Genomic DNA, 15390 nt, shown 5'->3' with positions numbered 1-15390 from the left:
TTTATAGTATTACAGTTATGCATTGGCCAAAGCCCTGTCCAGGTGCACATAACCCCCGTCTACATATACCAGCTGGCCGGTTGTATGACTGCTGGCTTCTGATAACAGAAATGCCACGGTGTTGGCAATTTCAGTAGCGGTTGTCATCCTGTTGCCCAACGGGATTTTTGACGTGATCTCATCCAGTTTTTCCTGTGGGTTAGGCAGGGATTCTATCCAGCGGGCATATAAAGGTGTATAACATTCTGCTACCACCAGTGCATTTACACGAATGCCGTATTTTAATAACTCTACTGCCCATTCGCGGGTAAGCGCATTACGGGCGCCGTTAGAAGCTGCATAAGCAGAAGTACCACCCTGGCCGGTATCGGCTACTTTGGAAGTAATATTTACGATTGACCCCTGAGATAGTTTTAAATAAGGCAGGGCTTTTTGTACAATTAAGTAGTAATGGATAACATTTTTATGCAGGCTGGCCACAAAGCCTTCATAAGTGCCGTTTTCCAAACCTACCCCATCATTTACACCGGCATTGTTTACTACACCATCAATACGCCCATGCACCGCGGCTACCGCATCTACCGCATTGGTAGCAGCAACAGGATCTGCCAGTTCAGCTACCACCTGGAAAGCTTTACCACCGGCTGCTTCAATAGCTGCCACCGCAATATTATTATCTGCTTCGCTACGGCCAATAATGGCCACAATAGCCCCTTCTGCTCCCAACACTTTAGCTATACCTTCACCAATACCTTTGGCGCCACCGGTAACAATGATCACTTTATCTTTTAATCCTAAATCCATAACAGTGTTTTACGCTTCGGTTTCCAGAGAGAAACCTTGCAGGTTATAAAATTTAATTGCATTTAAACCAAAGACATTGGCTTTATCTTTCTCACTATATGCTTCCATGTATTTTTCCAGTAAACTTTTCCATTGAACATAGATACCGGATAATAACATCACCGGCCAGTCGCTGCCGAACATCAGCCTGTCCGTACCAAATGCATCAAACAGCACATCAAGGTAGGGATAAAAATCGGCGGCACTCCATTCCTTCCACCTGGCTTCGGTGAACAGGCCGGACAGTTTACAATGCAGGCCCGGCTGTTGTGCCAGCAGGCGGATATTTTTTTCCCATTCTTTTAATTCCTTTTTAGCGATATCCGGCTTGGCGGCATGGTCTATTACAAAGGCCTGACCGGGAAAAGCCTGAACAAAATCAATGGCCTGTGGTAACTGGTGATGGTATATCAATACATCGTAAGTATAGTTATATGCTGCCAGTTGTGCAATACCTTTCCGGAATGATGCATTGGCCAGGAAACCATCAGCCTCCGATTGTACCACATGCCGGAAACCTTTCACCATATCAAATTGCTGAAAATATTGTAACCGCTCTTCTATGTTATCCGCCTTCAGATCTACCCAGCCTACTACGCCTTTTATAAAAGGATAGGTAATAGCCAGTTCTTTTAAAAAAAGTGTTTCCACTTCCGACTGATCGGCCTGTACAGCTACACAGCCTGTTACCCCGTTACGTGATAAAGTTCCCTGTAAAGTGGGTGGCAGGTAATCCTGTTGTAACACTTTCATGTTATCATCGATCCAGGCATCGCGTACAGGATCGTATTTCCAGAAATGAACATGCGTATCAATTACCGGTAACATAGACTCCGTGTTTTTAGTATAAAAATTATTTACTCCAGGCTACACAGGTTTGTTTAGATGTGCCTAAACCATCAATACCCAGTTCTACCACATCACCCGGTTTTAAGTATATCTGCGGACTGAATCCTAATCCTACACCGGCTGGTGTGCCGGTTGAAATGATATCGCCGGGTAATAATGTCATAAACTTACTTACATAAGCAATAACAAACGGTATATTAAATATAAAGTTGGAGGTATTACCATCCTGCATTTTTTGCCCGTTCACGTTTAACCATAAACGCAGGTTGTTTACATCGGCAATTTCATCTTTAGTAGCCATAAAGGGGCCAACAGGTGCAAAAGTATCACAGCCTTTTCCTTTATCCCAGGTACCGCCACGCTCCAGCTGGAATTCCCTTTCACTCACATCATTATGTAAAGCATAACCCGCTACATAGTTCATGGCATCAGCCTCTTCCACATAACTTGCTTTTTTGCCAATGATCACGGCCAGTTCTACTTCCCAATCGGTTTTTACGGAATCGCGGGGGATCACGATATTATCATCGGGACCAACCAGTGCGGTAGATGATTTTACAAAAAGTACCGGCTCCGTTGGTGGCGTAACACCGGTTTCACGGGCATGATCGGCATAGTTTAAACCAATACATAAAATTTTTGAAGGCCGGGCAACGGGTGCTCCTAATCTTGTACCGGCAGCAACCTGCGGCAGTTTACCATCCTGTTCTTTTATTACTGCGGACAAAGCCATAAGTCCGTCGTTCTCAAAAAATGCTTCGTTATAGTCCTGTACAAATGCTGAAACATCATATTGTATTTCATTAATAATAACACCTGGTTTCTCTTTTCCCGGCTCACCAAAACGGATCAGTTTCATACGTATATTTTATTTGTAGTTAATTGTTAATAGTAAAAATGGATATTCGGTGTTACTGCAGCTGAAGTGTGCGACGCAAGGGACGATGCCCAGGGCTATGCAGCCGGTAACAAAATTAATTATTCAAATTTATAAAGCCACCGTCAATCGGGTAATCGCAACCGGTTATGAAAGAGGCTTCGTCACTACACAGGTATAAAACCAGGTGTGCAATTTCATCGGGCTTGGCCATGCGTCCAATGGGCTGGGTTTTGGAAAGTTTTTCAAACATCTCCGTTTCCTTACCCGGGTAATTTTTACTGATAAAGCCATCGACAAAAGGCGTATGTACCCTGGCAGGCGATATACAGTTACAACGTATACCATCGTTTAAAAAATCCTTAGCTACCGATAAAGTAATGCCCACTACCGCGCCCTTGGTCATGGAATAGGCAAACCTGTCGGGAATGCCTACCGAGGAAGCAATAGACGCCATGTTTACAATAGCGCCGCCGGTTGCTTTCATAAAAGGTATGGCCCCCTGTAAGCAGTTATATACACCTTTCACGTTAATATTGAACAGGCGGTTAAAATCATCCTCACTGGTGGTTTCCACCGTACCCACATGTGCCACACCGGCATTATTGATAAGCAACTGTATACTGCCGCTTATTTCCGCAATAGCTTTAATAATATCAGTTACCTGCTGCTGGTTACTAACATCGCACTGGTGTGCGGTAGCATTGCCACCACTTGCTTTAATTTCTTCCACTACCTTATTGGCGCCGTTGCTGTCAAAGTCAAGAATATGTACAGCGGACCCCTGTTTGGCAAATAATATACTGATGGCCCGGCCAATACCACTACCGCCACCGGTTACAATTGCTGTTTTGTTTTCTAATGTAAACATGTTTATATCGCTTCTTAAAAAATTATACTAATGAAAATATCTTATCCATCAACACCCATTTTTCGCCCGGTTTTGTACCGGGTATTGCCTGCTGGTAATGCCACATCAGGGTTTCCCATTCTTCGTTCTTTGAATTTGCTTTATCTACAAGGGCCTTGGCTTCAAAGCTAAAGTTATCCGTGGTTTCCATGATCATGAATAAACGGTTGCTAAAACGGTAAATTTCCATATTGGTAATACCACTGTCGAGGATACCCTTTTTTATTTCGGGCCATACTTCGCGGTGATAGGCCTCATATTCGGCGATGAGCTTTTCATCGTTTTTCAGGTCAAGGGCCAGGCAATATTTTTTCATACTAATATTATTTTAGGCATGCTGTTAGGCTGTTGTCTTTATAACAGCAGATTTTTCTTTATTATTCAGTGCAAACAATAATATGATTACAAAGCAGGCAAGAATTACAAAATACGAATACTGCATATGTTTTGTAAGGTCAGTAATTTTACTGGCTATTAATGGAATAATAGCCCCGCCTACAATAGACATGATAATGAGACTTGATGCCGGCTTCCTGTCTGCATGTGTATCCTGAATTCCCATTGCAAAAATAGTTGGAAACATGATTGACATGAAAAAAGTAGTGGCTACCAGCAGGTATAAAGTAGCTACACCGGACCCAAAGATGACGATCAATATCAGGATGCTTGCCATAAGGCTATAAAAAGCAAGGAGCTTACTGGGTGCAATATATTTCATTAAGAAAGATCCCACAAAACGACCGATCATAAACAGCAACCCTGCCACACCGGCATATATCTTACTTTCCTGGCCTGTCATACCTAACACCTCTTTGGCAAATACCAATAAAAAACTAAAAATATACACCTGGGCACCTACGTAAAAGAACTGTGCTATAACTCCTCCCCGTACATTTTTTCTTCGTAAAGCACTTAAAAAGCCGGACGGTTGTCCTGCATGGTCATCTTCTTTTATCTCAGGCAATTTGACAAAAAAGAAAATGACCGCTACCAATAATATCACGAGACCTAAAACCAGGTAAGGGCCTTTTACCAGCGAGGTTTCGGCCTGGATATAGGCTATACGGGCCTGGTCACTTAACGCCAGTATTTCTTCCTGAGATTTGGGCTCTTCCGCTAAAATAAAATAACCGCCCACAATAGGGGCAAGTGTAGCAGCAAGACCGTTAAATGATTGCGCAAAATTCAGCCGTTGTGTAGCTTTTGCCGGATCGCCCAATACAGTTATATATGGATTTGCGGCCGTTTCAAGTATGGTTAACCCACAAGATAAAATAAACAGTGATCCTAAGAAGAACGTATAGCTTATGGTATTGGCAGCTGGTATAAATAAAAAACATCCTATTGCGAATAAAGCCAGGCCCACCAATATACCCGTTTTATACCCATAACGCTGCATAATGATACCGGCAGGAATAGCCATTATGAAATAGGCAACAAACACAGCCGAATCGACCAGTGAAGCCTGTACATGCGTTAAACTGAACGCACTTTGCAGGTGTTTAATAAGAATTGGATCCAGGTTATGAATAAAGCCCCAGAAAAAGAAAAGACTGGTGACCATTATAAACGGGAAGAGATATTTGTTTTGTTGATTCATATAAAAGCAATTAGGCTTGTAAGATATAGGTTTTAATAACATACAGGTGTATGCAATAGGTATAAACCGGCCATTTTATACAATAATTATTTCCTGCTTCACCCGGATAAGTCAAACACATTTTATTTATTTTTTTAATTTAAAAACTTTATCCAGGTAGGAAACAATGGTATCCATCATTTCATTGAACCAGGGATTAAAAAACCAAAAAGTATGTGGTGTATCGGGGAATGTTTTTGTTTCATGATAGATGCCCCACATATCCATCTTTTTAATCATGTCATCACGACCGGCATGGAAACGTGGTATAGAGCTGTTCACAAACAGGAAGGGCGGTGATTGAGGATGGATATGCGTTAAGGGGGCCGCATTCGTCCAGGTTGCCGGGCTCTGCTCCCAGGTACCGCCCAGCCACTGTGCTGCCACTGCACCTTCTGCGGATTCAGGGTGTTTAAAAGCAAGTGTACCATCAATATTTACCACGGCATGCACATCGCTGGTATACCGTTGTTTGACCGTACTGTCCTCAAAAAAAGGGTTACCATTGGTATTACCGATCAATGATGCCAGTTGTCCGCCTGCAGAACAACCCAGTGTGGCTATTTTATGAATGTCGATATTATATTGCCTGGCATGTTGCTTTAACCATTGCACCGCGGCTTTAAGATCGTGCACGGCGGCAGGAAAAGCGGCTTCCGGGGATAAACGGTAATCTGCTGACACAGCTACATAACCCTGTCCGGCCAGTTTAATGGCCATGGCCCGGTTATGGGTTTTATCGCCCGAACGCCAGCCGCCGCCAAATATCATTAACACTGCAGGTGATTTCTTTTTTGCTTTTGCCGGCCGGTAAATATCCAGTAACAACTGCCTGTTACCTACACTGCGGTACACAATATCCTGTTCCACTTTAATAGCCGGCGTTAGGGCCGGTTCTGCAATGGTGATGTGAGGGAATTTCTTTTTTTCCTTTACCCAACTTCCATATATACTAAAGCTGGTATCTACCGGGTAATCTTTTTTGCCCTGCGACCACAGACAAACAGTAGTGAATAAAAAACAGATCGTTATTATACTTTTCATACAGAACAGCCTGGTGGCCAGATTAGAGATGGGCAGAAACCTTAGCAATATACAATCAAACAACACTAACAACTGTTAACAGATTTTAAACAAAGAGGCGAATGTGCTGACACATTCGCCCCGGTATATTATTTAATCTGTAACACAGCAGCACTCACTGCCGGGTCGATCACAATTTCAGGCGCGCCTTTTTTATAGGCAGAGCCGCTTAAAGTAATGTTTTTTGTTGCAGGTCCACCTCCGATCTTTAAAGCTGTTTTCAACCTGGCCGGGAAGCCGATCTTCACCAGTTGAATATTAGCCGCATCTTTTATATCAATAACAGGATCCGTTTTTTGGGGTGTGAATTGTATATTTTCGAGCAGTATATTATCCGCCAGGGATAACTCCGCACCAATAGTGGTAATGAACTGCGAGTTTTTAATCCTTATGTTCTGAATAGGCGCTTCTGGTAATCCTCTTATAAAAACACCTTTGTTGGCGCCTTCACAAACAATATTCTCAAATTGCATATCGCGGAACACAGGGGTGCCTTCCCCAAAAGTGGTATCCACTTTTCTTTCACCATCGGTAGCAAATTTCACGGCATAGTGCATATCAAAAAATATGGCTTCCTGTTCTATATCACGCATCTGAATATTACGGGCATATATTTTTTCTACCAGCCCGCCACGTCCTCTTGTTGATTTAAAACGAAGGCCTTTATCGGTGCCGATAAAAATACAGTTCTCAATAAAAATATTATTGGTGCCGCCGCTCATCTCGCTGCCAACAACCACGCCACCATGACCTTTGTAAACCAGGTTATTTCTTATAACGCCGTTTTGTGTAGGCATACCACGCTTACGGCCTTCCTCATCCTTACCCGATTTTATACAAATAGCATCATCGCCCACATCAAACACACAATCCTCCACTATAAAATTCTTACAGGACTCTATATCCAGGCCATCCCCATTATGTGAGTATTCAGGATTTTTAACGGTCACATTCCTGATGATGATATCTTCACTCATCAACGGATGTAAATTCCAGGCACCCGAGTTTTGAAAAGTAACCCCCTCCAGCAAAATGCGTTTGCAGCGGGTAAGCACTAATAAATTAGGTCTTAAAAAATCCTTCATATCCGCAAAATCACTCAGCTTTTTGCCTGGCTCCAGCAACATGCTGCGTTTACTTTCACTGGCTGTTTTAAATTGCTCCGAAGGGTACCATTTTTTTCCGTCGGCACTCAGTACACCGCCGGATTTAATTTTGTTTTTCCAGTACCCTTCTCTTACCTGGTCTTTATTTAAGGCACGCCAGATATCCCCGTTACCATCAATCACACCGCCACCGGTAATGGCAATATTTTCCGCACCCTTTGCCCATATAGGCGATTGATTTCTTGCGGAACTACGGCCTTCGTAACTGCCTTCTACTAATTCATACTGTGTTTTATCTGCCGTAAACAGCAGCATTGCACCTTTTTGTATATACAGGTTCACATTACTCTTTAACTGCAAAGGCCCTGTAAGCCATATACCAAAGGGCACTACCACTACACCGCCACCATTGGCATTACAGGCATCAATGGCTTTGGTAATGCTGGCTGTGTTAAGCGCTATACCATTTGATACCGCGCCATACTTTACAATATTGAAACTATCTTTTTTAAAAGAGGTTTGTTTCACCGTGGGCAGGTTACTCCAGCTGTACTGGGCCTGCGTTATTATCATACACAGTAAAAAACCAATCGTTGTTACACTTTTTTTTATCATATCGGCTAATTATTCGTTATTAAACAACACCATTAAATTTTCAAATTGCCAAACTACCTAATTGATTTTGGGCTTCCAGCCGTTAAAAATATTTTTTACTGTATAAGCCTTTGCTTCCTTTTTAGTTAACTGTTTAGCCCAGCTTACTCTTTTACTCAGATCACTGCCCTCACCTGTATTATTATACTCCGCATAAAATACTGTTGCCTCATTTTCCGTTTTACTCCAGTTATGCCAGCCTTCGGGGCGGATATGTTTGCCATACTCACAACCATAAAAAACGGTGCGGGCATAGGCACGCCATGGGCGGCCCAGGTAAACCTTTTTAGCCTCTTCATTGGCCGTGAGTTTGCAGTTTAGAAACACATAGCCAAACTGTTTCCACTGAGGGGTGGAAGCTGCGGTGATATAGGAGTTGCTTAAACTTTTAATGGTACAGTTTTCAAATACCGCCGTAGCAGGGCCAAAAATAAAATCCGTAGTGCCTTCAATATTACAGTTATAGTAGTATTGACGGGTACTGTCGCCGGCAGTGAGTAAAGTATCCTGGTTGCCCAGCAGGTCACAATCCTGTATAACAAACCTGTCCCCATCAACATGCAGGGCTACTGCCTGCCCTACCCTGCCTGCCGTATTCTGTATGGTGAGGTTGCGGATAGTAATATCATTGCCCTGTACCCACATAGTATAGGAATTGAAAGTGCTGAATTTTGTTTTATTGGTAAGCGTATCTGCTCCCTGTGCCATCAACTTACCCGAATAGTCGTTATTGGTAATAATTGTTTTGTACCGGTCTTCGCCAATAAAGGTTACGTTGGTTATCCAGGACGGAACAATGATCTTTTCATTATACACACCGTTTTTAATGGTTACGGTAATATGTTCGGGAGAATAGGCCCTGATCGCATTGATCGCTTCCTGTATGGTGGCATAATCGCCACTGCCGTCTTTGGCCACTACCAGTTTGGAAGGATAGTTTTGCTGTGCTGCTGCAACCAGCGTAATACAACAAAGTAAAACAGAGAGAAAGGATTTCATCTTGTACATGATGCTTACTTTTTATAGAGCAGCTTTTTAGCTAATTCGGGTAATTGTTGTTTAATATCATTGATGACGATCTCAGCCATACGCCTGGCACCGTATTCATTAAAATGCGTATCATCTTCCTTACCTGCCGGGTGGTTGGGGTTTTGCCCAGGTGCAAGGTGTAATAACAGGTGTTTGGAATTTTCCGGTCCAAGTTGTTTATACAAAGCCTGGCTTTTTGCATCCAGGTCAATCAGTATCACTTTATTGGCTGCCGCCACCTCTCTTACCAGTTGCGAATATTGTTCATGCGTGTTCTGTAATACACCGGTAGAATCAAACTTACGCCTGGCCACCGGGGTAATTAATACGGGGGTAGCGCCTTTTTCTTTTGCCGCTTTTACAAATACGGTCAGGTTGGCGGTGAACTCTGCCGGGGAGGTATAACTTTTTTTAGTAGGTACTTCATCATTATGCCCGAACTGGATGAACAGGTAGTCGCCCTTCTTCATGCCGGTTTCGATGGGTTTCCACCGGCTTTCGGCAATAAATGATTTGGTACTTCGCCCGTTTTGTGCTGTATTCTTCACTTCAATGGTCGAATCCCAGTAGTTGGCAAAAGGCATGCCCCAGCCGGCTTCGGGATAGGCTTCTTTTTTCTTAATCGACATCGTGGAATCTCCCATCATCCAGATAGTGATGGTATCGGGTTTGAAAGTAAAGCCACAGATAATAAATAGTATGGCAATTAACAAAAGCGTTCTTTGTTTAAGCATGACAAGCATTTAGAATAACAATAATGTTCGGCTTATTGTGTACGACGCCAATATACCTTAATTAGTTGGCATAGCTTTCCTGCTCCCGGGCCGGGAACGATTGCGGACAATAATATTTGTAAATTTTTAATGATTGAGTGGGTTCGGACTGTTTATTTGAACGAAAAATATGAATGGCCGGTTTAAGATTCATACAAGCTAAAGTGAAATAATTCCCGCAGATTTCGCAGATGAATACAACGCTGATTTGCGCTAAGATATGTTCCGCGAAAATTTGCATATCAAATCAGTACTAATCTGTGGGTAAAAAATTAAGACCTTATATAAAACTGTGAAATATCCCCGCAGATTTCACAGATGAATACAACGCTGATCTGCGCTGAGATATGTGCGAAAATCTGCGTAACCAATCAGCGCTATCTGCGGGTAAAAAAGTTGAACAATAATAGAAAATATCCCCGCAGATTCCGCAGACGAATACAACGCTGATCTGCGCTGAGATATGTTCCGCGAAAATCTGCGTAACCAATCAGCGCTATCTGCGGGTAAAAAATTAAGACCGTATATAAAACTGTGAAATACCCCCGCAGATTTCACAGATGAATACAACGCTGATCTGCGCTGAGATATGTGCGAAAATCTGCGTAATCCATCAGCGCTATCTGCGGGTAAAAAAGCAACGCAATACCATAAAAAAAAGGCACTCATTACTGAGTGCCTTTTAACGTAAGTATCATTCATTATTTATGACCAATGATAACACGGAAGGTTTTATCAGAAGCCCTTACGCCGTTATCGTAGTAGAATTGTACAAAGTATAATCCTCCTGCCAGGCCACGGATATCAATAGGTATCACACTGCCATAGCGCAGGTTACTTAAATCCTGGGTTTTCATCAGTAACCCTGAGCCCGAGTAAACACGCATCTGCAGTTTTTCGTACAGTACACTGTTTATACGGATATTGAACTGACCGTTACTTGGGTTAGGATATACATATAAAGCAGAGTCGCGCAATAACACATAACGCTCAGGACAGTCTTTAACATTGATAACCCTGGTAGCTGTGGTAGCACAACCACCTGCATTGGTATAGGTATAACTAAGGGTGTATTTACCTACCGCTGTGGCAGCCGGTATAAAGGTATTGCCCGATACACCTATGCCCGACCATACACCACCCGCAGGATCTGCCGTTAATGTATAGGCAGGATCACTGATACATAAAGTGTCAGGTATGCTGGCAGCAATAGTAACCGGAGTGTAAGCACTTACGGTTATGGTTGTTGAGGCCGTACGGGTACAACCACCTGCACCTGTAGCAGTAGCGGTATAGGTAGCTGTGGAAGCTGGTTTGGCAAACACTGTATAGGCACTGCTTCCGGCAACATAGGCCTGTGTACCTGCCGCATCAGTGAACAGGTTGGTAGCAGGTGTCCATACCAGCGATGGCGTATAGCTATAGTTGAAGCTGATGCTCCAGTTTAGTAAAACACCCAGGTCACCATTAGCCAGATCACGTAAAGCCAGTTTCCATTCACCTCCCGCTACAGTGAACAGGTCGGCAAATGCTGCGGCATTAGATGATGCCGTGGTAGGGCCAACACCCTGTGCCGCATCGGGACGGAAAGTACCGGTGAACGGTGCAGCCGAGGATGTTAACGCAGTAGTACTGGTATTATTAAAGACCGTATTGGTCAGGTTATCGCCACTGCCCCCACGTCCATTAAACAGGTTCAGTATCCTGCCATTAGGAGCCACCAGGTTAATAACAAAGTCGCTCACATAGGTATGTGTTGCATTGATGGTAACGGTTATGCCTGTAACGGTTGCACCCGCCGGTACACCTGTAGCGTTAATGGTGCTGGTAATACCCGCAGGACTGTTATCCGGCACTGCCAGGGCAATATTACCGCTGGTACCGTTAAAGGTTGCCGTGCTTGCTGTACCCGCCGGTACCGATAATTGTGTTATACCACCTGTACAGAGAGCAGGATTGGCTGTTGTTATTACCGGAGCGGTTGGCAACGGATTTACCACTACCGTTCTGTAAAGGGTATCGTTACCATTAATGGGATCAAGCGGGGATGAGGTATATAACTTGATAGTATAGGTGCCGCCTGCACTAAAGTTATAGTTAGGACTTAAATAGATATTTGTAGTAGCACCTGCGGCCACGGTACCCGAGGTAAGTTTGGTACGTACCGTATCATTGGTATTACCTGGGGTTCTGATAGCTGCGATCACCTCTACATTATTTACCGCAAAGTCAAGTGGTTTAACATTGTAGTTTTTGATCTGTGCCTGGAAGGTAACATTGCTGGTAGGACAGTTCAGTGCCGGTAATGTCAATGAAGTAGCGCCAGCATCCACTTTAGGAGCAATGCCAACACTTACATCATCCAGTACCAGGAAGGCCTGGTCGGCATCGGATAATGCATGGAAGCCGATATAGTAAGTACCGTTGGCCGGTGGTGTAAAGTCAACAATCACCGAATCAAAAGCACTGGCAAATGCAGTTATCACATTCATGTTAGAGTATAACAGGTTGGTTTGATTGGCTGAATATGCTTTGGTACCATATTTCACTTCAAACTTCTCAATATAAGTAGGGCCAAAAGCTCCTTTGTAGTAGAACTTCAGCCTGTACTCTGTACCGCCGGTCAGGTTCAATCCCTGTAAATAGAACCAGTCATCTGCAGCCCTGGTAGGCTCCAGCAGGTCATAGTGATACAACAGTGATTTGGTAGGTGATACATATTGCAGCGGGTTAGTACTGCTGAAAGTGATCCACCTGCCACCTTCGGCATCCACAGTTGAACCGCTGTTACCATTTACATCCTCCATGCTGGTGCAGGTTGGGAAGTTAGGCACTACCGAAGTTTCAAAATTCTGGAAGTATGGAATGGTAGTACCGGCACACAAGGTAGCGGCAGTAACTTTTTTATTGGTACTGATATCACCGCCACCGCAATCTCTGCGTACATAAATATCATAAGTAGTACCGGCGGATAAACCGGTGATGGTAACCGGCGAACCGGTGATAGGCCCTGTAACCAATGTACCACCACCTGCAGCAGCTCCGGTACCCGGTGTAAAGCCAACCGTACCATATTCAATAATAAAGTTATTACCCGGAGATACAAAGGAGGTAACGATCTCGGTAGTTGAAATACCGAATGCTTTTACATCGGCCGGAGGAATACAGGATGGCGTAGCGGTAATACTTACATCATCCACTACTACACCAAAGCCCCAGTTTGATGCCGCTTCAAATGCTATCTGGTATACTGTTGAATTAACAGAAGCCGGTAACTGTATCTCTACCTGACGCCATGCACCGATATTGGCAGTATATTCAGCTCCGGGTATCAGGGTCCAGCTGCCACCGATCGATGTTCTGTAGTAAACTCTTAATTCATCCACATCACCCCAGTCAGGATCCATTTGTTTGGCATACCAGAAATTAAGGGTAGCGCCGTAGTTCAGGCTGGCAAAGCTGAATAGAGGTGATACCAGTTTAGTAGTATTGCCATCGTAGTTGTCGGAATTAAAGCTGGCATTCAGGGTGCCGCCATGTGCTGTTGTCACGGCTCCATAAGGCGCACCTGTTCTGTATATCCAGTTTACATTACCACTAACATATTCATTACGCCAGCAACTGCGTGTGGCGCTTGCATTTTCAAACGTTTCATTAAAAGGGATCGTCGTTATTACATCACAAAGTGTGGTGAAGGCATAAGGTCCAACCCATGGTCCCAGGGCGCCTGCACCGCAGTCTGTACGAACCCATGCATAATAAGTGGTATTATTATTTAAACCGCCAATAGCAGCAGAGGTTACCGTATTAACAGTAGTACCTTGTTGTACAACATTTGTTGTTGCCGATGCATTGGTACTGGTTACCACCCACTGATATCCTACTGTAGGTATTGGTGTGGTAGCCGTCCAGTTAAGGGTAGCAGCGCCTGGTATAACAGTAGCTGCAGTGATAGATGCCGGAAGCGGGCAAAGCGGTGCACCTACATTTACCATATAATCTTCCGCCTGGCCATAATCAGTAGCTGTGGCAATACAGGATATATTATCAACCGGCATGGTTGAACCAAAAATTTTAACCACCCGCATACGTGTAAGTCCTACTAACGCGGTTGCCGGAACATTAATATTACCGCTTACCTGCGTAGCATCTAAACCTGTTGAACCGGTTATAAAACCAATCGGGTATTCTTCTCCCGCATCAGTAAAGTCACCATCCTGGTTCCAGTCAAAATACACTTTGAATAAATTAGTCCAGGCACCGGCAGTATTACCCTTCAGTGTAATAGTATGCGTAGCGGCCTGGTATACATTACCAGGGGTTATGGCTGTAAAGTTTTCGTAAGCCGGCGAAGTAGTAAGATTGGAGGAGGAATTGTTAATGCCTCCTATATTAACCAATGTAATAGGCTCTACCCGTGTAGAGAGGAAAGAAGGAGTACAGTAACACTGTGTAGGTGTATTTAACGTTACCTGGTGTGCGGTTGAATATGCGTCTGTACCGCCGCAGGTCATTTTTCTTCTAAACCATGTAGTGCCTGTTACTGTTGCTGCATAAGCTGATGTAGTTGCCGTTGCAATAGGCGTCCATGGCCCGGTAGCAGCAGAAGCTGATTCCCATTGGTAAGTAATACCATCACCTGTACTGGCGCCTGTTACTGTTAAACTAAGCGGAATACCCGGACAAGCCGTTGCCGAACCTGCCGTTGTACCACCGGTCAAAGATCCCGGAACACAGGGCGGTTCCTGTATGGTTAAACGTATATTAGGTCTGCTGGCCGATCTTGCGCCAACGCCCGCAGGCGGATTGGTATCTGTGTTCCATGTCTGGAACCACTCGGTATTTGGCTGTGTTGTAAAACGGAACTGCTTGGCAGTACTGCCTTCACCGCTTCCACCACCTGTGGCATTTGTTTCAACAATCACTTCCAGGTTATCGGTTCCGGCGTAGGGGAATGCTGTAGTAAGCGGTAAGGTGATCCATTGTCCTGCAACAAATGTTGATGCCGGTAAAGTAGTAGGCCCATATACTAATGTAGCCCCGGTTGTTTCCGTGGCATAAGTACTGGTAACCGTAAAGGTTGTATTCCTTGTTTTTAAATACACCCGCACATTTGTAGCCGCTCCGGGACTGGTAGCCCCATTCAAATAAAATGAAACAGCCTGGATATTCCCTATCACACCTATCTCAGCGGGGGTATAAATCATTGCCGACCGCTCGTAGCCCCAGAATGTCGCAAGCGGAAACCTGATGGAGCCGGAATTAGTATTTGCAGCAGGGATAATTACATTGGTTTGTGCATTCAATACCCCGGCACATACGAATAGCAGAAATAAGGAAAGAAAATTTGTGTAAATCTTTCTCATAAGCAGTGTTTAAGTAAATTTTGGTTGCAAACCTATCAGCAAAACATGGTTTGATATTGGAAGATATCTATTTTTTCCTTTCCGTGCTTTTTTAAGCCATACTTTATTTAACTTTTTTTTATTATATGAGATCTGGAAATGAAAGGACTTATGGTAATGATTAAAGACCCTGAACAGGCTTACCACAGCCGCTTCCGGTTGCGGTTTTTTGCAATCGGGGAGACGACCTTATTATTTGTAAAATAATCCTTGTAAACAGTT

At 43.9% G+C, this 15390-nt stretch carries 11 protein-coding genes; all 11 read right to left on the bottom strand.

From position 1 onward, the window contains the following. Window positions 1-15: 15 nt before the first annotated feature. Window positions 16-804, bottom strand: coding sequence for an SDR family oxidoreductase (locus ACFS6H_RS05520; protein ID WP_386096086.1), 789 nt, complete (start codon window positions 802-804; stop codon window positions 16-18). A gap of 9 nt (window positions 805-813) precedes the next feature. Next, complete coding sequence (locus ACFS6H_RS05515; RefSeq protein WP_386096084.1) at window positions 814-1671, bottom strand: amidohydrolase family protein; 858 nt, start codon at window positions 1669-1671, stop codon at window positions 814-816. A 25-nt stretch (window positions 1672-1696) separates the two neighbouring features. Beyond that, entirely contained in the window at window positions 1697-2551 is an 855-nt protein-coding gene (locus ACFS6H_RS05510) for a fumarylacetoacetate hydrolase family protein (protein ID WP_386096082.1), read from the bottom strand. 115 nt (window positions 2552-2666) lie between these two features. After that, on the bottom strand, window positions 2667-3440 hold the full coding sequence (locus ACFS6H_RS05505; RefSeq protein ID WP_386096080.1) for an SDR family NAD(P)-dependent oxidoreductase: 774 nt from the start codon (window positions 3438-3440) through the stop codon (window positions 2667-2669). Window positions 3441-3462: 22 nt separating this feature from the next. Continuing rightward, the gene (locus ACFS6H_RS05500) at window positions 3463-3795 is read right to left on the bottom strand and encodes an L-rhamnose mutarotase (protein WP_386096078.1); all 333 of its coding nucleotides are present in this window, start codon (window positions 3793-3795) and stop codon (window positions 3463-3465) included. Window positions 3796-3819: 24 nt separating this feature from the next. Then, on the bottom strand, window positions 3820-5079 hold the full coding sequence (gene fucP, locus ACFS6H_RS05495; RefSeq protein WP_386096076.1) for an L-fucose:H+ symporter permease: 1260 nt from the start codon (window positions 5077-5079) through the stop codon (window positions 3820-3822). A 126-nt stretch (window positions 5080-5205) separates the two neighbouring features. Further along, a complete protein-coding gene (locus tag ACFS6H_RS05490; protein WP_386096074.1) occupies window positions 5206-6162 on the bottom strand; it encodes an alpha/beta hydrolase fold domain-containing protein in 957 nt (318 codons plus the stop codon). A 128-nt stretch (window positions 6163-6290) separates the two neighbouring features. Further along, window positions 6291-7922 carry a glycoside hydrolase family 28 protein gene (locus ACFS6H_RS05485; RefSeq protein WP_386096072.1) on the bottom strand — a complete coding sequence of 544 codons (1632 nt, stop codon included), beginning with the start codon at window positions 7920-7922 and terminating at the stop codon, window positions 6291-6293. Window positions 7923-7979: 57 nt separating this feature from the next. Further along, a complete protein-coding gene (locus tag ACFS6H_RS05480; protein WP_386096070.1) occupies window positions 7980-8969 on the bottom strand; it encodes a pectinesterase family protein in 990 nt (329 codons plus the stop codon). A gap of 5 nt (window positions 8970-8974) precedes the next feature. Next, window positions 8975-9724, bottom strand: coding sequence for a rhamnogalacturonan acetylesterase (locus tag ACFS6H_RS05475; RefSeq protein WP_386096068.1), 750 nt, complete (start codon window positions 9722-9724; stop codon window positions 8975-8977). Between the two features lie 740 nt (window positions 9725-10464). Continuing rightward, the gene (locus tag ACFS6H_RS05470; RefSeq protein WP_386096066.1) at window positions 10465-15129 is read right to left on the bottom strand and encodes a choice-of-anchor J domain-containing protein; all 4665 of its coding nucleotides are present in this window, start codon (window positions 15127-15129) and stop codon (window positions 10465-10467) included. Between the last annotated feature and the right edge of the window lie 261 nt (window positions 15130-15390).

Origin of the sequence: Terrimonas rubra (assembly GCF_042686025.1) — a bacterium.
Taxonomy (GTDB): Bacteria; Bacteroidota; Bacteroidia; order Chitinophagales; family Chitinophagaceae; genus Terrimonas; species Terrimonas rubra.
Note: the sequence above shows the minus strand (reverse complement) of the source record. Positions and strands in the feature narration are given on the sequence as shown.